This window comes from Azonexus sp. MM2026_4 (assembly GCF_055901855.1).
The window spans coordinates 1,434,077-1,450,098 of record NZ_CM148380.1 but is presented as its reverse complement, the minus strand read 5'-3'; the positions used below and the strand labels follow the sequence as shown (position 1 = coordinate 1,450,098).

The window sequence follows — 16,022 nt, the reverse complement described above, 5'->3', positions numbered from 1 at the left end:
GGCGTCAAAGGGGGCTTGGAGAGGTGGCGATCAGCCGTGGCTGGGCAGCATGTTTGGCGAAATGCATGGCAGCCCCTTGTTGTATTGCGCGGATGTTCTTTCTTCCGGCGCGGGTGGCACGGCGCCGATGCTCAGTCGGTGCGCCACGCCGTCGATTTCGGCGATCAGGCGCAGTTCGCCGCCGAGGCTGGCGACGTAGCGGCGCAGCGTCGACAGGCGCATGTCTTCCTGGTGCTCGATCTTGGCGACGCAGGGTTGGCTGACGCCGAGCTGGCCGGCGATTTCCACCTGCGAAATCCCCAGCCGGCGGCGCAGTTCGCCGATGCCGGCCAGGTCAGCGGGGAGCGTCGGGGTGAAGCGCATAGAAGTCTCCGTTCTTGCTGCCGGGGTCGGGCTGCGTGTTGCGCAGCACCAGCCAGCGCCCGTCGTGCAGGCGCCAGGCGGTCATTTCCTCGGCGAGGGCGACGGTTTCGTAAAACTCCTCGTCGTCGTCGCTGTTCAGCCGGGTCAGCGTGAATTGGTGGGTGATGAAGCAGGGGCGCGCGTCCTCGTCGTAGCCGATGGTCCGCTCGGCGAGCATTTCGTACTCGCGGTAGCGCCGGAAATACAGCGGCGCGTTGACGGCGTCGCGCCATTCGGCGGGCAGCAGGCGCAGCCAGTTGACCGCGGCCTCGTGGTCGTTGGAAAAACGGCGTTGCTGGTCCGGTTGTGGCAGATGCATCGTTGGTGCCTCGTTTGGAAATATAACAACATATATAGCGATTGCCGATCATTCAGCAAAAGTGATGCCAGGCGCTTTTTGGCTATCTCGCCGCTACGTCGTGTTGGATTCGTTACGATATGTTGTAGTGTATATAACGATTGTCGCGTATCCGCCAATGCCGATCAGAAAAATGCTCAGGCGGCGAACCAGTCGTTCAGTGCGGCGGGATCGGGCGGCAGTTCGCGGGCGATGCCGCCGGTGAAGTGGCGCCAGCTTTCCAGGTAGGCGGGGGAAGTGACGGTGAGCACCGGAATGCCGTTGCTCATCACCTGCAGCATTTCGGCGGCGAAGCCTTCGCCGTCGCATTCCAGCTTGGCGTAGCGGTTGAAGACCGCCAGGTCGGCGCCTTCGACGGCGATCCGCCGCAGCACCGAGGTGGCCTCGGCGAGCGCCGCGGTGTCGAGGGTGCAGGCGTTAGACTGGCTGCCGAGTTGCTGCGAGATCGGGTAGCGCTGGCCGCTTTCGATATCGACCAGGTGGTGCTGGCAACCGCCCTCGTCCGGCCGGCTTTCCTGGAGCAGGCCGCGTACCCGCACGCCGCGTCGGCGCAGGTCGGCGACGAAGTCGCGCAACGCCGTGTCGGCAGCGCCGCGCGCGCTGGCGACGATGGCGGCGATCGGTGGCAGTTCGGGGTCGGCGTCGGCGCTTGGCATCATGGCGCGATTTTACCCGGCGTTTCCCCATAAAATACGCGTTTTCTCCGCCGGCCCGGCCGGTCAAGTCTGGAATCCCGCATGACACAAATTCAGAAAGTGCCGACCGTCGGCTTCGTTTCCCTCGGCTGCCCGAAAGCCGGCTCCGACGCCGAACTCATCCTCACCCGGCTGCGCGCCGAGGGTTACGAAATCTCGCCCAGCTACGACGATTCCGACCTGGTCATCGTCAATACCTGCGGTTTCATCGACGCTGCCGTCGAGGAATCGCTCGACGCCATCGGCGAGGCACTGGCCGAGAACGGCAAGGTGATCGTCACCGGCTGCCTCGGCGCCAAGGGCGACATCGTCCACACGACGCACCCGTCGGTGCTCGCCATCACCGGTCCGCACGCGATGGAAGAGGTGATGGGCCACGTGCACCAGCACCTGCCGAAGCCGCACGACCCGTATTCCGACCTCGTGCCGCCGCAGGGCATCCGCCTGACGCCGGCGCACTTCGCCTACCTGAAGATTTCCGAAGGCTGCAACCACAGTTGCACCTTCTGCATCATCCCCTCGCTGCGCGGCCCGCTCGTCTCGCGCCCGGTCGGCGACGTGCTGGCCGAAGCCGAGAACCTGGCCCGCGCCGGGGTCAAGGAAATCCTCGTCATCTCGCAGGACACCAGCGCCTACGGCGTCGACCTCAAGTACCGCACCAGCTTCTGGGGCGGCCGGCCGGTGAAGACCCGCCTGAAGGAGTTGTGCGACGCGCTCGCCTCCTTCGGCATCTGGGTCCGCCTGCATTACGTCTACCCATATCCTTCGGTCGACGACGTCATCCCGCTGATGGCCGAAGGCAAGATACTGCCTTACCTCGACGTTCCCTTTCAGCACGCCAGCCCGAAGATCCTGAAGGCGATGAAGCGTCCCGGTTCGAGCGAGAACACGCTGGAGCGCATCGCCCGCTGGCGCGAAATCTGCCCGGAAATCGTCATCCGTTCGACCTTCATCACCGGCTTCCCGGGCGAGACCGACGAGGATTTCGATCAGCTGATCCAGTTCCTCGAAGACGCCAAGCTCGACCGCGTCGGCTGCTTCGCCTACTCGCCGGTCGAGGGCGCCACCGCCAACGAACTGCCCGGCCTGCCGCCGGAAGACGTGCGCGAGGACCGCCGGCGCTGGCTGATGCAGGTGCAGGAAGACATTTCCGCCGACAAGCTGGCGGCGAAGATCGACAGCGTCATCGAAGTGCTGGTCGACGAAGTCGACGACGAGGGGACGATCGCCCGCTCCAAGGCCGACGCGCCGGAAATCGACGGCGTGGTTTACCTCGACGGCTTCTTCGACGCCCAGCCCGGCGATTTCCTCAAGGTCCGCGTCATCGACGCCGACCACCACGACCTCTACGCCCAGCCGGCCTGATCAGGACCAGAAGACGCCCTCGGCGTCTTCGTCGAGCAGCGCCAGCAGGCGGCGCAGCTCGCGCTCCGGGCGGTGCGAGTACTGGCGCCAGGCCGAATGGCCGCCGAAGCTCGGCGCGTCGAGCAGCCAGGTGCCGGAACCGAGGTTGTAGCGGAAGCGCGCGATGTCGAGGTGGATCCACAGCCCGGCTTGCTGCGGCGCAGGCCGCGATTCGTAGAGGACGACGGCGTCGTCTTCGAAGCGCAGGTCGAGGCGGACGCTCTCCCGCAGCTCGGGTGGATAGCGTTGCTCGCAATAGGCGGAGAGGCGATTGCGGGCAAGGTGCTGGGCGAGGACGGGCAGAGGCATGGGCGGTTGGGCTCGGATATGAACGAATCATAGCGGCTCGGCCGCTGCCGGGAAAGCGTTTGACGGCTTGCCGTTGCCTGCCGAGAATGCGGTCTGGGCTGCCGGCGGCGGCAATCGACGGAAAATACGACGTGATGCAGGCTTTGCTCGACAACTTGCGCGAACTGCTGGGCCCGGAACGGGTGCTCGGCGAGCCGGCCGCCATGGCGCCGATGCTGACCGACTGGCGCGGCCGTTACCGCGGTCGCGCCCTGTGCGTGGTGCAGCCTGGCAGCAGTGCCGAAGTTGCCGCCGTCGTCCGTGCCTGCGTCGCCGCCGGCGCGCCGATCGTGCCGCAGGGCGGCAACACCAGCCTGTGCGGCGCGGCCACCCCGGACGACAGCGGGCGGGCGGTGGTGGTCAGCCTGTCCCGGATGAACCGCATCCTCGCCGTCGATCCGCAGAACAACACGATCACCGTCGAAGCCGGTTGCACGCTGGCCGCCGTCCAGGACGCGGCGCGCGCCGCTAACCGGCTCTTTCCGCTGGCGCTGGCGTCGGAAGGGACGTGCCAGATCGGCGGCAACCTGTCGACCAACGCCGGCGGCGTCCAGGTGCTGCGCTACGGCAACACCCGCGAACTGACGCTGGGCCTGCAGGTGGTGCTGCCCGGCGGCGAGCTGTGGGACGGCCTGCGCGGCCTGCGCAAGGACAACACCGGCTACGACCTCAAGCAGCTCTTCATCGGCGCCGAAGGCACGCTCGGCATCATCACCGCCGCCGTGCTCAAGCTCTTCCCGCTGCCGAAGACGCAGACCACCTGCTGGCTCAACGTGGCGACGCCGGTCGCCGCGGTCGAATTGCTGAACCGCGCGCGCAGCGCCTTCGACGCGCAACTGACCGCCTTCGAACTGGTTTCCGAAACCGCCCTCGGGCTCGTCCTGCGCCACATCCCCGGTGCCCGGCGGCCGGCGGCGGCCAGTCCCTGGTACGTGCTGGCCGAGTTCTCCGACGCCGAGCCAGCGGCGGTCGAGTCGTGGCTGGCCGACAGCCTGGCCAGCGGCGCCGTCGCCGACGGCACCGTCGCCGCCAGCGAAAGCCAGGCGCGGGCGCTGTGGGCGCTGCGCGAGGCCATCTCGGAAGCGCAGAAGATCGAAGGCGTCAGCATCAAGCACGACGTCGCCGTGCCGGTCTCGCGCATCCCGGATTTCCTCTGCCGTGCCGATGCCGCGCTGGCAGCGGCCTTTCCCGGCATCCGCGTGGTCGCCTTCGGCCATGTCGGCGACGGCAACCTGCACTACAACCTGTCGCAGCCGGATGCCGCCGACAACGCCGCCTTCCTGGCCAGCCAGCCGGACGTCAACCGCACCGTGCACGATACGGTGCATGCGCTGAACGGCACGATCTCCGCCGAGCACGGTATCGGCCAGTTGAAGCGCGAGGAAATCCTGCGCTACAAGCCGGCGGTGGAAATCGACCTGATGCGGACCATCAGGCAGGCGCTCGATCCGTTGGGGCTGATGAATCCGGGGAAACTGCCCGGGCCGCGCTGAGCGTTTCCTCCTGCTGCAGTTCCTCGCGGATCACCCGCATCAAGAGCTTGTCCAGCGTGTAGAAGCCGGTTTCGCAGCGCGATAGCTGCTCGATCGCGAAAGCCGCGCCGGTGCCGAAAGCCTCGCGGCGGATCGAGTCGTGGATCAGCCGCACGGTCTGGTAGGGAAAGCCGAAGATCACCTCGTGCCGGCCGACGATACCGCCCAGGCGCAGCGAGGTGATGTGCTCGCCATCGACGTCGAGCACCTCGGCGATGCGCCTTGCCGTGCCGGAGACTTCCGGCTTGTCGCGGAAATGCTGCTCGACGATTTCGACATCGGCGAACGGCGCGATGCGGCGCAGGATCTGCGCCGCCAGCAGCAGGAAGTTGATGCCCAGCGTGATGTTGGGCGACGACATGATGCGGATGTCGCGGCCGAGGTCGCGGATGTAATCCAGGATTTCCGGCGAGTAGCCGGAAATCGCCGTCACCACCATGATGCCGCGCTGGCGGACCGCTTCGCCGTAGGCAAGGATTGCCCGTGCATCGGAAAAATCGATGATGCCGTCGACCGGGTGGGCGTCCAGCCAGTCGCCGAAATTGCCGGCTTCCAGCTTCACCGCCGGCAGGTCGTCGATGCCTTCGGCGCTCGAGGCGCGCGCCACCCAGCACAGTTCGAAACGCGGATCTTCCCGCAGAACGCTGGCGACGGCCTGGCCGGCCTTGCCGTAACCAATGAGTCCGATTTTGACCATGGTTTCTCCTCCAAGTGCTGTTTGTCATCTCCTGGCCGCCACGATTGACGGGCGACGAAAAGCGTTGCGTCCCGGCGGGACGGCTTCTGTACGTTCTTTGACGCATCCTGGGCGCCGGCAAAAGGTGCGGCGCGCGCTGCTGGGCGACGGGCGGGAAAAAAATGGGGGGTTACACCCCCCAATGGAAAACCTCGTCGAAAAGGAATGGGGTTATGACCTAAGTTACAACTCCATTGGTGCTCAATATAATTGAGGCTTAAAATTCGCGCAATACTATTATTTGAAAGTGCCAGTTTTGAACGCGCTACGCAATCCGAATGAACAGCGGGTCATCGATGTCCTGCAACAGTTCCGCCTGATTTACGGGTCCATGCGCCGGCATTTCCGGCTGGTCGAAGAACGCTGCGGCATGTCCGGCTCGCAGATGTGGGTGCTGCAGGAAGTGCAGCGCAGCCCGGGCATCGGCATCGGCGAACTCGCCGAGCGGATGGGCGTTCACCAGTCCACCTGCAGCCAGTTGGTGGACAAGTTGGTGGCCAACGCCTGCCTCGACAAGCAGAAGAAAAAGGGCGATCAGCGCCGGGTTGGCCTGCAGTTGACCGAGCGCGGTCAAGAGGCCCTGGCCGCTTTGCCCGGCCCGGCCGAAGGCGTTGTTCCGGAGGCTCTGGCGGCAGTGCCGGAAGTCGTCCTGAAAACATTGCAGATCAATCTTGAAGAGCTGCTCCAGTACATCCCCGGCAAGGACGAGAAGTACGCCAACATGCCGCTGGCCGACATGGTCCGCAATACCGAAGGAGATTGAATTGCCGACATCCAAGCTAGTGTTGATCCTTGTTACCGTCCTGCTGCTCGGCGCTTGCGCCGAGCAGCCGCCAGCCAGCGAAGCCCCGTCCGGGGAAACCCGGCAGCCCGTGCGCAGCGAAGCAGTGAAGTCGGCCAGCAACCCGGCGCAGGAAGAAAAGGCCGCGATGGCCGCAGTCGATGTCGACAACAGCATCTTCTTCGCCTCGTCGGGCAACACGATCGACGCCGAAGGACGGCAGCGTCTGCTCGAACACGCCGCCCGCCTGAAAGCCGACCCGGAGCTGGTCGTCACCCTGGTCGGGCATGCCGACCACCTGGGCAGCCGTTCCTACAACCTGGCCATCGCCGAACAACGGATCAACGCCGTGGCCGCGGTGCTGCGCGGCGCCGGCATTCCGGTGACCCAGATCCGGCGCGAGGCGGTCGGCTCGGAAGAGGTCAGCCCGGCATGCCGCTCGCCGCAATGCCGCCGGCTGATGCGGCGGGTGCAGCTGGTTTACCCAAAATAAGCGCGCCGCTCAGTTGAGCGCGGTGCCCTCGCTGGCGGCGAAGATCGCCGCCACGTCGGCCGCCGTGAAGCGGTAGTCGCGGTTGCAGATATCGTCGCGGATCAGGATTTCGCCGTGTTCGGCGAGGATCGTCTCGGCGTCGGCGCGGCCGATGCCGCGGATCATGTCGCGCACCTTCTCCCAATCCTCCGGGCAGTGATAGACCACCGGCTGCGGGTCATAGACGCGCACACCGCCGGCCGCGATTTCCTCGTGGAAGAGCCGGCTCAGCAGTGCCTCGGTATCCAGCGTCAGCAATTCCGCCGTCTTCACCGTCGATGCCAGCTGGGTCACGCGCTGCCAGCCATCGGCGTCGTGCTTGTCCGCCTCCGGCATCTTCTGCAGGAACAGGCAGGCCGCGGCGCGCGGTGCCGCCGCGCAGAACAGCCGCGACGGCTGCTGCTCCGATTGCTCCAGGTAGTGTTCGAAAATCGCCGCGATGCTCTCGCCGACCAGCGGCACGTAGCTCTGGTACGGTTGGCGCGCGGTCGGCAGATCCAGGCTCATCAGCAACTGGCCACCCTGCTGCGCGCCGAGCAGTTCCGGCACCGGCGCCGGCAGCACCACCGGATTGCTGCGCGCCATGCCGCGCATCTGCAGCGCCTCGTTGCAATCCATCACCAGCAACTGGATCGGTCCGTTGCCGCGCAACTGCAGCGTCAGCCGGCCGGGCTGCTTCAACTGGCCGGCGATCAGCGCCGTCACCGCCGCCACTTCGCCGAGCAGTTGCGCCACCGTCGGCTGGTAATCGCGGCCCAGTTGCATCTGCTGCCAGGCCTCGTCCAGATGCACCACGGCACCGCGGATATCGAGCCCCTCGAACAGGAAGCGACGCACGCTGCCGCCGCTCATTTCAGTTTCTCCGCGTAGCTTTCCGGGCTGAAGCCGACCAGCAGTTCGCCGCCCAGATCGAGCACCGGCCGCTTGATCAGCGCCGGATACTGCGCCATCAACTGCAGCGCCTTCGCCTCGTCGACATCGCTGCGCTCTGCTTCGGACAGCTTCTTCCACATCAGGCCGCGGGTGTTGAGCAGCTTCTGCCAGCCGGCGCGCGCCGCCCAGTCGGGCAGGTTGGCGGCGGCGACGCCGGCCTTCTTGTAATCGACGAATTCGTAGGCGACGCCGTTCTCGCTCAGCCAGTTCATGGCCTTCTTCATCGTGTCGCAATTCTTGATGCCGAACAGGATCGGCTGGCTCGGGGATGCTGGGTTCATGTCCGGGACTCTGGCAGGTAAGGAAGCGGGCCGGGCCCGCGACAGGGCGCAATGATAGCAGCCCGCTCCCGGCTGCCGCAGCGCTCCCGCCGGCGGCAAAAAAGCCGGGAACTTCCGTTGCCAAGATGGCATCATGACATCTGGTTTTATCGTTTCTGAAGAACAACGGGGGCAACCCCATTTGAACCCTGGAGGAGCGAAAAATGAAGATCGAGGAAATGATCCGGGAAGTCCAGCAAGCCCTCGGCGTCGAAGTCGACGGCAAGGCCGGCCCGGAAACCTGGGGCGCCATCCACAGTCGCATCGTCAAGCCGAAAGCGCCGGCCCCGGCGGCCAGCATCGTCGTCTCACCGGTCGACCCGCGCAGCGAAAAGAACATCCTGACGCTGCTCCCCGAAGTCCAGCCGATGGCCCGCGCCCTGGTCCAGAAAGCCGCCCTGCACGGCATCAGCATCAAGGTGCTCAGCGGCCTGCGCAGCTACGCCGAACAGGACGCCCTCTACGCCAAGGGGCGCACCGCTCCCGGCCCGAAAGTCACCAACGCCCGCGCCGGCTACTCCAACCACAACTTCGGCATCGCCTTCGACATCGGCGTCTTCGAAGGCACCCGCTACCTCGGCGATTCCCCCAAGTACAAGGCGGTCGGCGCGCTCGGCATGGACCTCGGCCTGGAATGGGGCGGCAGCTGGAAAACCATCGTCGACCAGCCGCATTACCAGCTACGCCCCGCCTGGGCCGCCGACCTGCGCGAACGCGACATGCTGGCCGAACTGCGTGCCCGCACCAGCGCCGGGCGGCCGATTTTTGCCTGAACTGAAATCAGCCGGGTTCGATCCCGGCTATTTTTTTGTCCGGCGGCAGAGCAGCATGCGCGATCGACGCCAATTGATCATCGTCTGAAAGGGAAAGATTGGCGAAGACCGAGCGCTACCAACACATCCGCAGCATGCTCGGCGCCCGCCGCAGCGTCAGCCTGCGCGAACTGATGTCCCACTTCGAAGTCTCGCGGGCCACCATCTTCCGCGACATCGCCTTCCTCCGTAACCGCCTCGGCATGCCGGTCGACTTCGACCGCGAGCTCGGCGCCTATCGTCTGCTCGCCCCGCCTGGCAGCGCCGAACTGCCCGGCGTCTGGCTCAGCGCCGACGAAATCCATGCCCTGCTCAGCATGCAGCAACTGCTGGAAAACATCGACGCCAGCGGCATCCTGCGCGATCAGCTACAACCCCTGCGCCAGCGCCTGCTCGGCATGCTCGGCGCCGGCAGCCACACCGCCGAGGAAATCGCCAGGCGCATCCGCATCATCGCCGCCGCCCCGCGCCAATGCCACGCCGCCAGCTTCCAGACCGTTGCCGACGCGCTGCTTGCCCGCCGCCGCCTGGAAATCCGCTACCGCGCCCGGGCCAGCGCCGCCACCACGACCCGCGAAGTCTCCCCGCAACGCCTCGTCCACTACCGCGACAACTGGTATCTCGACGCCTGGTGCCACACCCGGCAAGCGCTGCGCAGCTTCGCCGTCGACGCCATCGAAAAGGCAAAAAACCTCGCCACCCCGGCGCAGGACATCGCCGACAGCGAACTCGACCGCCAACTCGTCGCCGGCTACGGCATCTTCGCCGGCAGCGACGTGCGCTGGGCGCGCCTGCGCTTCTCCGCCATGCGCGCCCGCTGGGTCGCCGGCGAACAATGGCACCCGCAACAGCAAGGCCAACTGCTCCCCGACGGCCGCTACGAACTGCGCCTGCCCTACAGCGCCGACCCGGAACTGCTCATGGACATCCTCAAATACGGCCCGGATTGCGAAGTCCTCGAACCCGAAACCCTGCGCCAGCGGGTGATCGGGCTGCTGGAGGAAACGCGGGGGATGTATCGGGGAGTCGCAGATGGTGAGACTGGGGGCGGGTAGGCTAGCGATCAACAGCAGGAAAGGAGAACGCCTTGGAAGATGACGAACAGCCGCAATGGGTAGCGCATGTCAGAAGCGATGGGCAGCGCTTGCAGTGGCACAGTCTGGATGAGCACTTGAACAAGGTGTCCGCCCTGGCCGCAGATTTCGCCGCCGAATTCGGCGCCGCGCCGTGGGCGGCGCTGGCCGGCATCTGGCACGACCTGGGCAAATACAGGGAGGGCTTCCAGCGCTACATCCGGCAGTGTGGCGATCCCGATGCGCACATCGAAGGCCGCGTCGCCGGTTCGGAGAAGACGCACTCGGCTGCCGGCGGCTTGTGGGCGCAGCAATATCTGACCGAAGTAGACAAACGTTCCGGCCCGGTCGTGGCGCGTGTGCTGGCCTATCTGATCGCCGGTCACCACGGCGGACTGGACAACTGGTTCGGCGGTCTGCACGAACGCTTCAATCGCGAAGATACGATTAGAGAAAAGTGCGATGCGTTGGCCGTGGCGATTCCCGCAGCCATCCTCAAGCCGTCTGCCGCTTTACCCGACCTGAACACAATCCACACCGATCAGAAAGACAACATTCCCGGCCGTTTCGCGCTGTGGGTACGCATGCTGTTTTCCTGCCTGGTCGATGCCGATTTTCTCGACACCGAGCGATTCATGTCGCAAGGCAAGGCTGAGGCGCGTAGCGGTTTCATGCCCGTTGACGAGCTGGAAAAGCGCTTGGCCGAACGGCTGGCGCTAATGGCTCAGGAGGTTGCAGCGCGCGGCGAAGCCGGGAGCCAGGTCAATCTGAAACGCGCCGAAGTCCTGCGCGCCTGCCTCGCCAAGGCCGAGTTGCCGCCCGGCGTGTTCAGCCTGACGGTGCCGACCGGCGGCGGCAAGACGCTGTCCAGCCTGGCTTTCGCGCTGCGCCATGCGGTGCGCCACGGTAAACGCCGGGTCATCTACGCGATTCCCTACACCAGCATCATCGAGCAAACGGCGGGCATCTTTCGCAGCATCTTCGGCGACGAAAACGTCATCGAGCATCACAGCAATGTCGAGGTGGACGACACGCAGGAAACCGCTCGCTCCCGTCTGGCCTGCGAAAACTGGGATGCACCGCTGATCGTCACGACCAACGTGCAGTTGCTGGAAAGCCTGTTTGCCAGCCGTACTTCGCGCTGCCGCAAGCTGCACAACCTGGTCGGCAGCGTCATCGTGCTCGACGAGGCGCAATTGCTGCCGGTGCCCTACCTGCAACCGGTGGTCGACGTGCTGCGCCTGCTGGTCAAGGATTACGGCGTGACGCTGGTGCTGTGCACCGCCACCCAGCCGACGCTGGAAAGCCGCAACGGTTTCGACCAGGCCCGCCAACTGCGCGGCTTCGCGGCCGGCGAAATCCGTGAAATCGTCGATGATGTGGCCGGGCTGTACGGCGCGCTGGAACGGGTCAGGGTCCATCTGCCGGCCGACCTGAAAACGCCCAGCAACTGGGAGCAGCTAGCGCCGCAAATCGCCGGGCACGATGCCGTGCTCGCCGTCGTCGGCCGCCGCGCCGATGCGCGCGAACTCTATACGCGGGTCAAGGCCGAAGACCGCACCGGCCTGTGGCATTTGTCCGGCCTGATGTGCGCCCAGCACCGCAGCGACACTATTGCCGACATCAAGCAGGCCTTGCTGGCCAGGCGACAGGCGCTGGTCGCCGGACAACGCCCGGCGCCGATCCGGGTGATCAGCACCCAACTGGTCGAGGCCGGCGTCGATATCGACTTCCCCGTCGTCTATCGCGCCTTGGCCGGGTTGGATTCCATCGCCCAAGCGGCCGGTCGTTGCAACCGCGAGGGCCGGCTGGCCAAGGGCGAAGTGCATGTCTTCGTGCCACCAAAATCGGCGCCGCCGGGGCTGCTGCGTATGGCTGAACGTGCGACGACAATTTTGTGGAGTGCGTTGCCGCCAGAAGCTGATCCGATGGGTGTTGAGCGCTTTTCCGAATATTTCCGCAACTTGTATCGGGATGGCGAACTGGATGAGAAAGGAATTCGCGGATTCCTCCATAGCCAAGGCCCGGATTTCGCTGTCAGCTTTGGGCGGGCAGCAAAGGAATTTCGCCTGATCGATAAAGATGAGGGGGCCACGGTCTTCGTCCGCTACAAACGCGACGAGAGCGACGAAGAAATCGACATGTGGCTGAACACCCTGAAAAAGGAAGGCCCGCAGCGCTGGCTGCTGCGCAAGCTGCAACGCTACGGCGTGAGCATCTACCAGCGCGACCTGCAGCGTCTTGAAGGGCAGGGCGACATCGAACCGCTGGGCGGCGATTTTCCGGGGCTGTACGTGCAGTCGTTCGGCAACGATGTGCTTTATGACCGGGTGCTGGGCATCAATGTGGATGGTGCGCCGGGCGATCCGGCTTTGCTGACTTTTTGAGGAGAGATGCGTGTCTGTGCAGCGATTCAAGGTCATTTACAAAATCACCTACCCGAACGGAAAGATCTACGTCGGGAAAGATTTGACCGACAGCATCAACTATTTCGGTAGTGCCAATGACGATTTGATCGCTCTCGACTTCACACGCGAGCAGCGGCGTGATTTCACAGTTCGCAAAGAAATTCTGTGGGAGTCGGCCGAAGCTAGCGATGCCGAGGTTAACGCACAGGAAACCCGTTTCATTCGCCAATTCAAGGCTAACGATCCAGCCATCGGCTACAACCGTTGGCCAAAGTTCAATGCTGTTTCCGATGGAGGATACGATGCTGAGGTATGCCATAGTGATTCTGCTCAGGAGGTTTCATGAACCGCTTCTGTCTTGAAGTATCAGGTGACTTCGCCTGCTTCACCCGACCGGAAATGAAGGTCGAACGGGTGTCCTACGACGTCATCACGCCATCGGCGGCGCGTTCGGTGTTCGAGGCCATTTTGTGGAAACCGGCGATTCGCTGGGAGGTGCGCCGCATCGAGGTCTTGAAGCCGATCAAATGGATCAGCGTGCGGCGTAACGAGGTGTCGGCCAAGGCTTCGGTGCGCAATGCCCAGACGGCGATGAATGCCGGGCAGGGCAATCTGGCGCTGTACATCGAGGACGACCGCCAGCAGCGGGCCGGGCTGTTTCTGCGCGATGTGGCTTATCGCCTGCATGCCGAACTGCTGCCGGTCGGCGACGATGCGCGGGCGAATCCGGCCAAGTACCGGGAAATGTTTCAACGCCGGGCGGAGAAAGGGCAGTGCGTCAATCAGCCCTATCTCGGTTGCCGCGAATTCGCCGCACGTTTCCGGCTGGTCACCGATCCGGACAGCGAGGTGCCCGCCCTGGCCGAAAGTCGCGATCTGGGCTGGATGATCTACGACATGGATTTTGCGGCGGTCAACGACCCGAAACCGCGCTTTTTCCGGGCCGATCTGCAAAACGGGGTTATCGACCTGACGCAAGCGCAGGTGACGACATGATCCTGCAAGCCCTTTACGACTACTACCAGCGCAAGGCCACCGATCCCGACCCGGCCCGCCGTCTGCCGGCCTTCGGGCTGGAGGACAAGGAAATTCCCTTCATCGTCGAGTTGACCGCCGAAGGCCGGCCGCTCGGCATTACAGATACTCGCCAGGGCGATGGCAAGAAGAAACAGGCGCGGCGTTACCAGGTGCCCAAAGGCGTCAAGCGTTCCTCCGGCGTGGCGGCCAACCTGCTGTGGGACACCGCCGAATACGCTTTGGGCGTCGATACCAAGGGCAAACCCGAACGAGTGGCCGAGCAGCATGCGGCTTTCCGGCAGCGGGTTGCGGAATTGCCCGAAGCGGCCCGTCAGGATGCCGGCATCCTGGCCTTGGAGAGCTTCTACGCCAACTTCGGACAAGCGGCGTTGGTCGCCGATCCGGCCTGGCCGGAAATCGTCGAAGGCAACCCCGTGGTCACTTTTCGTCTGCACAACGATGGTGACTTGATCTGCCAGCGCCCGGCAGTCATTGCCGGACGGGGTGATGTGGCCGAAGAAGGCGGTAAGCCGGCTTTCTGCCTGGTGACCGGCCAGCCGGCATCCGCCGAACGTCTGCATACGGTGATCAAGGGCGTCTGGGGCGCGCAAAGCTCCGGCGCCACGCTGGTTTCCTTCAACCTTGACGCCTTTGCCTCCTACAACAAGGAGCAGGGCGACAATGCGCCGGTCAGCCCGCTGGCGGCCTTTGCCTACACGACGGCGCTCAATCACCTGCTCGACCGCAATTCCCGCCAGCGCATCCAGGTCGGCGATGCTTCGACAGTGTTCTGGGCACAGAAGGACGATGCCGAAATCGAGGAAGGTTTCGCCGCCATCTTCGGCGAGCGCGACGATCCCGATCAGCGTGCTGAGCAGGTGCGCGCCTTGCTCGGCGCGGTGCAGTCCGGGCAGTTCGATGGCGGTCGGGGCGACAAGCTGTTTTACGTGCTGGGTCTGGCGCCCAACGCGGCGCGGGTTTCCGTCCGCTTCTGGCATGCCGCACCGCTGCACGAAATCGCCCGCCAGATCAGGCAGTGGTTCGCTGACCTGAAAGTCGCGCGCAGTGCAAAAGACCCGGAATACCCGAGCCTCTTCCGCCTGCTCGCCGCCTGCGCCCAGCAGGGCAAGGCCGACAACATTCCGCCCAACCTGGGCGGCGACATCATGCGGGCGATTCTCTCCGGCAGCCCGTTTCCGGCCACCTGGCTCAATGCGGCGGTGTTGCGTTGCCGCGCCGAGCAGAACGTCACCTACCTGCGCGCTGCCGCCATCAAGGCCAGCCTCAATCGTTTGCGACGCTTTCAACCGAATCAATCTCTCGACAAGGAGTTGTCCGACATGCTCGATTTAGAGAACACCAGTCCGGCCTATCGGCTGGGGCGCCTGTTTGCGGCGCTGGAAAAAATCCAGGAAGAGGCCAGCCCCGGCCTCAATGCGACCATTCGCGAACGCTATTACGGCGCCGCTTCCAGTACGCCGGTGGCAGTTTTCACCACCTTGCTGCGCCTCAAGAATCACCATCTGGCGAAGCTCACCAATCGTGGCCGCGCCACCAATTTCGAGCGTCTGCTCGGCGAAATCATGGGCGGCCTCAACGACTTCCCGAAACACCTGAGCCTGCCGGAGCAAGGCCGTTTCGCCCTCGGCTACTACCACCAGCGCCAGGACTTTTTCAGCAAATCCGAATCCAGCCAATCCATGCAATCCACCCAGGGAGAATCCAAATGAGCCTGAACAACCGCTACGACTTCGTCCTCGTTTTTGATGTGCGCGACGGCAACCCCAACGGCGACCCGGATGCCGGCAACCTGCCGCGTCTCGATGCCGAATCCGGTCATGGGCTGGTGACGGATGTTTCCCTGAAGCGCAAGGTGCGCAACTTTGTCGGGCTGGTCAAAGGCGAAACGCCGCCCTTCGATATCTACGTGAAGGAAAAGGCGGTTCTCAACCAGACCCACGAAAAAGCCTATGTCGCGGTGGGTGCCGAAGAAGAACTCAAGGGCGACAAGAAGCGCAAGGGCAGCGGCGATACCGTGGACAAGGCGCGGCAGTGGATGTGTGCCAATTTCTTCGACGTGCGCACTTTCGGCGCGGTGATGTCGACCGGCGTGAACTGCGGCCAGGTGCGCGGCCCGGTGCAACTGACTTTTGCCCGCTCAGTCGATCCGATCATCGCCCAGGAACATTCGATTACCCGCATGGCGGTGGCGACGGAAGCCGAGGCCGAGAAGCAGCAAGGCGACAACCGGACCATGGGCCGCAAGCACACCGTTCCTTACGGCATTTACGTCGCCCACGGCTTTGTTTCTTCTTTCCTCGCCAAGCAAACCGGCTTTGGCGAAGAAGACCTCGAATTGCTTTGGCAGGCGCTGGAGCAGATGTTCGAGCATGACCGCTCCGCAGCGCGTGGCGAAATGGCGACGCGCGGGCTATACGTCTTCAAGCACGATTCGGAATTGGGGAATGCGCATGCGCACTCGCTTTTCGACCGCATCAAGATCAAGCGCAAGGACGATGTGGACGTGCCGCGCAGTTTTGGCGATTACGAAGTCAGCGTTGACGAGGCCGGTTTGCCGGCCGGGGTCAGCCTGATCAAGCGGGTGTGATTTGAATCCGGGGGTTCTAGCGACAAATGAACTCCCGTTTTTAATCCTGCAAACACAGGCGAA

The 16,022-nt window shown here is 64.3% G+C and carries 18 protein-coding genes; 11 read left to right on the top strand and 7 right to left on the bottom strand.

Features of this window, described 5'->3' with window-relative positions; translation table 11 throughout:
- Positions 1-30: 30 nt before the first annotated feature.
- From AC0KWY_RS06600 to AC0KWY_RS06590, 3 genes are all read right to left on the bottom strand, one after another.
- Entirely contained in the window at positions 31-363 is a 333-nt protein-coding gene (locus AC0KWY_RS06600; protein WP_474028839.1) for a helix-turn-helix domain-containing protein, read from the bottom strand.
- A complete protein-coding gene (locus tag AC0KWY_RS06595) occupies positions 335-721 on the bottom strand; it encodes a hypothetical protein (RefSeq protein ID WP_474028838.1) in 387 nt (128 codons plus the stop codon). Before AC0KWY_RS06595 ends, AC0KWY_RS06600 begins: the two co-directional genes overlap by 29 nt.
- A gap of 176 nt (positions 722-897) precedes the next feature.
- Positions 898-1,419: a DUF2478 domain-containing protein gene (locus tag AC0KWY_RS06590; protein ID WP_474028837.1), complete on the bottom strand. Its 522-nt coding sequence runs from the start codon at positions 1,417-1,419 to the stop codon at positions 898-900.
- A gap of 78 nt (positions 1,420-1,497) precedes the next feature.
- On the opposite strand from AC0KWY_RS06590, the gene rimO reads away from it, so the two are divergent.
- Entirely contained in the window at positions 1,498-2,820 is a 1,323-nt protein-coding gene (gene rimO / locus AC0KWY_RS06585) for a 30S ribosomal protein S12 methylthiotransferase RimO (RefSeq protein ID WP_474028836.1), read from the top strand.
- Here the strand turns inward: rimO and AC0KWY_RS06580 are convergent, their stop codons facing one another.
- A complete protein-coding gene (locus AC0KWY_RS06580) occupies positions 2,821-3,168 on the bottom strand; it encodes a DUF3024 domain-containing protein (RefSeq protein WP_474028835.1) in 348 nt (115 codons plus the stop codon).
- A gap of 134 nt (positions 3,169-3,302) precedes the next feature.
- On the opposite strand from AC0KWY_RS06580, the gene AC0KWY_RS06575 reads away from it, so the two are divergent.
- The gene (locus tag AC0KWY_RS06575) at positions 3,303-4,700 is read left to right on the top strand and encodes an FAD-binding oxidoreductase (RefSeq protein WP_474029704.1); all 1,398 of its coding nucleotides are present in this window, start codon (positions 3,303-3,305) and stop codon (positions 4,698-4,700) included.
- On the opposite strand, the gene AC0KWY_RS06570 is transcribed toward AC0KWY_RS06575, so the two are convergent.
- Complete coding sequence (locus AC0KWY_RS06570; protein WP_474028834.1) at positions 4,639-5,436, bottom strand: 4-hydroxy-tetrahydrodipicolinate reductase; 798 nt, start codon at positions 5,434-5,436, stop codon at positions 4,639-4,641. The two genes, AC0KWY_RS06575 and AC0KWY_RS06570, sit on opposite strands and share 62 nt — an antisense overlap.
- Before the next feature lie 295 nt (positions 5,437-5,731).
- Here AC0KWY_RS06570 and AC0KWY_RS06565 point away from each other — a divergent pair, with 295 nt between their 5' ends.
- Entirely contained in the window at positions 5,732-6,238 is a 507-nt protein-coding gene (locus AC0KWY_RS06565; RefSeq protein WP_474028833.1) for a MarR family winged helix-turn-helix transcriptional regulator, read from the top strand.
- A 1-nt stretch (position 6,239) separates the two neighbouring features.
- The gene (locus tag AC0KWY_RS06560; RefSeq protein WP_474028832.1) at positions 6,240-6,749 is read left to right on the top strand and encodes an OmpA family protein; all 510 of its coding nucleotides are present in this window, start codon (positions 6,240-6,242) and stop codon (positions 6,747-6,749) included.
- Positions 6,750-6,758: 9 nt separating this feature from the next.
- Here AC0KWY_RS06560 and hslO read toward each other — a convergent pair whose 3' ends face one another.
- Positions 6,759-7,640, bottom strand: coding sequence for an Hsp33 family molecular chaperone HslO (hslO, locus tag AC0KWY_RS06555; RefSeq protein ID WP_474028831.1), 882 nt, complete (start codon positions 7,638-7,640; stop codon positions 6,759-6,761).
- Entirely contained in the window at positions 7,637-8,002 is a 366-nt protein-coding gene (locus AC0KWY_RS06550) for an arsenate reductase (RefSeq protein WP_474028830.1), read from the bottom strand. Before AC0KWY_RS06550 ends, hslO begins: the two co-directional genes overlap by 4 nt.
- A gap of 203 nt (positions 8,003-8,205) precedes the next feature.
- On the opposite strand from AC0KWY_RS06550, the gene AC0KWY_RS06545 reads away from it, so the two are divergent.
- The 7 genes from AC0KWY_RS06545 (at position 8,206) to cas7c (ending at position 15,959) form a co-directional block, all read left to right on the top strand.
- Complete coding sequence (locus tag AC0KWY_RS06545; protein ID WP_474028829.1) at positions 8,206-8,814, top strand: M15 family metallopeptidase; 609 nt, start codon at positions 8,206-8,208, stop codon at positions 8,812-8,814.
- 98 nt (positions 8,815-8,912) lie between these two features.
- A complete protein-coding gene (locus AC0KWY_RS06540) occupies positions 8,913-9,908 on the top strand; it encodes a helix-turn-helix transcriptional regulator (RefSeq protein WP_474028828.1) in 996 nt (331 codons plus the stop codon).
- Positions 9,909-9,940: 32 nt separating this feature from the next.
- Positions 9,941-12,313 carry a CRISPR-associated endonuclease Cas3'' gene (locus tag AC0KWY_RS06535; RefSeq protein WP_474028827.1) on the top strand — a complete coding sequence of 791 codons (2,373 nt, stop codon included), beginning with the start codon at positions 9,941-9,943 and terminating at the stop codon, positions 12,311-12,313.
- A gap of 10 nt (positions 12,314-12,323) precedes the next feature.
- Entirely contained in the window at positions 12,324-12,680 is a 357-nt protein-coding gene (locus AC0KWY_RS06530; RefSeq protein WP_474028826.1) for a GIY-YIG nuclease family protein, read from the top strand.
- Positions 12,677-13,330 carry a type I-C CRISPR-associated protein Cas5c gene (cas5c, locus tag AC0KWY_RS06525; protein WP_474028825.1) on the top strand — a complete coding sequence of 218 codons (654 nt, stop codon included), beginning with the start codon at positions 12,677-12,679 and terminating at the stop codon, positions 13,328-13,330. Before AC0KWY_RS06530 ends, cas5c begins: the two co-directional genes overlap by 4 nt.
- The gene (gene cas8c, locus AC0KWY_RS06520) at positions 13,327-15,081 is read left to right on the top strand and encodes a type I-C CRISPR-associated protein Cas8c/Csd1 (protein ID WP_474028824.1); all 1,755 of its coding nucleotides are present in this window, start codon (positions 13,327-13,329) and stop codon (positions 15,079-15,081) included. The genes cas5c and cas8c overlap by 4 nt, the downstream gene beginning before the upstream one ends.
- Entirely contained in the window at positions 15,078-15,959 is an 882-nt protein-coding gene (gene cas7c, locus AC0KWY_RS06515) for a type I-C CRISPR-associated protein Cas7/Csd2 (protein ID WP_474028823.1), read from the top strand. The genes cas8c and cas7c overlap by 4 nt, the downstream gene beginning before the upstream one ends.
- Positions 15,960-16,022: the final 63 nt, after the last annotated feature.

Bases quoted from the DNA above. Each gene is read 5' to 3' on its own strand.
- cas7c (WP_474028823.1), top strand. From the start codon at position 15,078: ATGAGCCTGAACAACCGCTACGACTTCGTCCTCGTTTTTGATGTGCGC.
- cas8c (WP_474028824.1), top strand. From the start codon at position 13,327: ATGATCCTGCAAGCCCTTTACGACTACTACCAGCGCAAGGCCACCGAT.
- AC0KWY_RS06595 (WP_474028838.1), bottom strand. From the start codon at position 721: ATGCATCTGCCACAACCGGACCAGCAACGCCGTTTTTCCAACGACCAC.
- AC0KWY_RS06545 (WP_474028829.1), top strand. From the start codon at position 8,206: ATGAAGATCGAGGAAATGATCCGGGAAGTCCAGCAAGCCCTCGGCGTC.
- AC0KWY_RS06580 (WP_474028835.1), bottom strand. From the start codon at position 3,168: ATGCCTCTGCCCGTCCTCGCCCAGCACCTTGCCCGCAATCGCCTCTCC.
- AC0KWY_RS06575 (WP_474029704.1), top strand. From the start codon at position 3,303: ATGCAGGCTTTGCTCGACAACTTGCGCGAACTGCTGGGCCCGGAACGG.
- AC0KWY_RS06590 (WP_474028837.1), bottom strand. From the start codon at position 1,419: ATGATGCCAAGCGCCGACGCCGACCCCGAACTGCCACCGATCGCCGCC.
- AC0KWY_RS06570 (WP_474028834.1), bottom strand. From the start codon at position 5,436: ATGGTCAAAATCGGACTCATTGGTTACGGCAAGGCCGGCCAGGCCGTC.
- AC0KWY_RS06600 (WP_474028839.1), bottom strand. From the start codon at position 363: ATGCGCTTCACCCCGACGCTCCCCGCTGACCTGGCCGGCATCGGCGAA.
- AC0KWY_RS06550 (WP_474028830.1), bottom strand. From the start codon at position 8,002: ATGAACCCAGCATCCCCGAGCCAGCCGATCCTGTTCGGCATCAAGAAT.
- cas5c (WP_474028825.1), top strand. From the start codon at position 12,677: ATGAACCGCTTCTGTCTTGAAGTATCAGGTGACTTCGCCTGCTTCACC.
- hslO (WP_474028831.1), bottom strand. From the start codon at position 7,640: ATGAGCGGCGGCAGCGTGCGTCGCTTCCTGTTCGAGGGGCTCGATATC.
- rimO (WP_474028836.1), top strand. From the start codon at position 1,498: ATGACACAAATTCAGAAAGTGCCGACCGTCGGCTTCGTTTCCCTCGGC.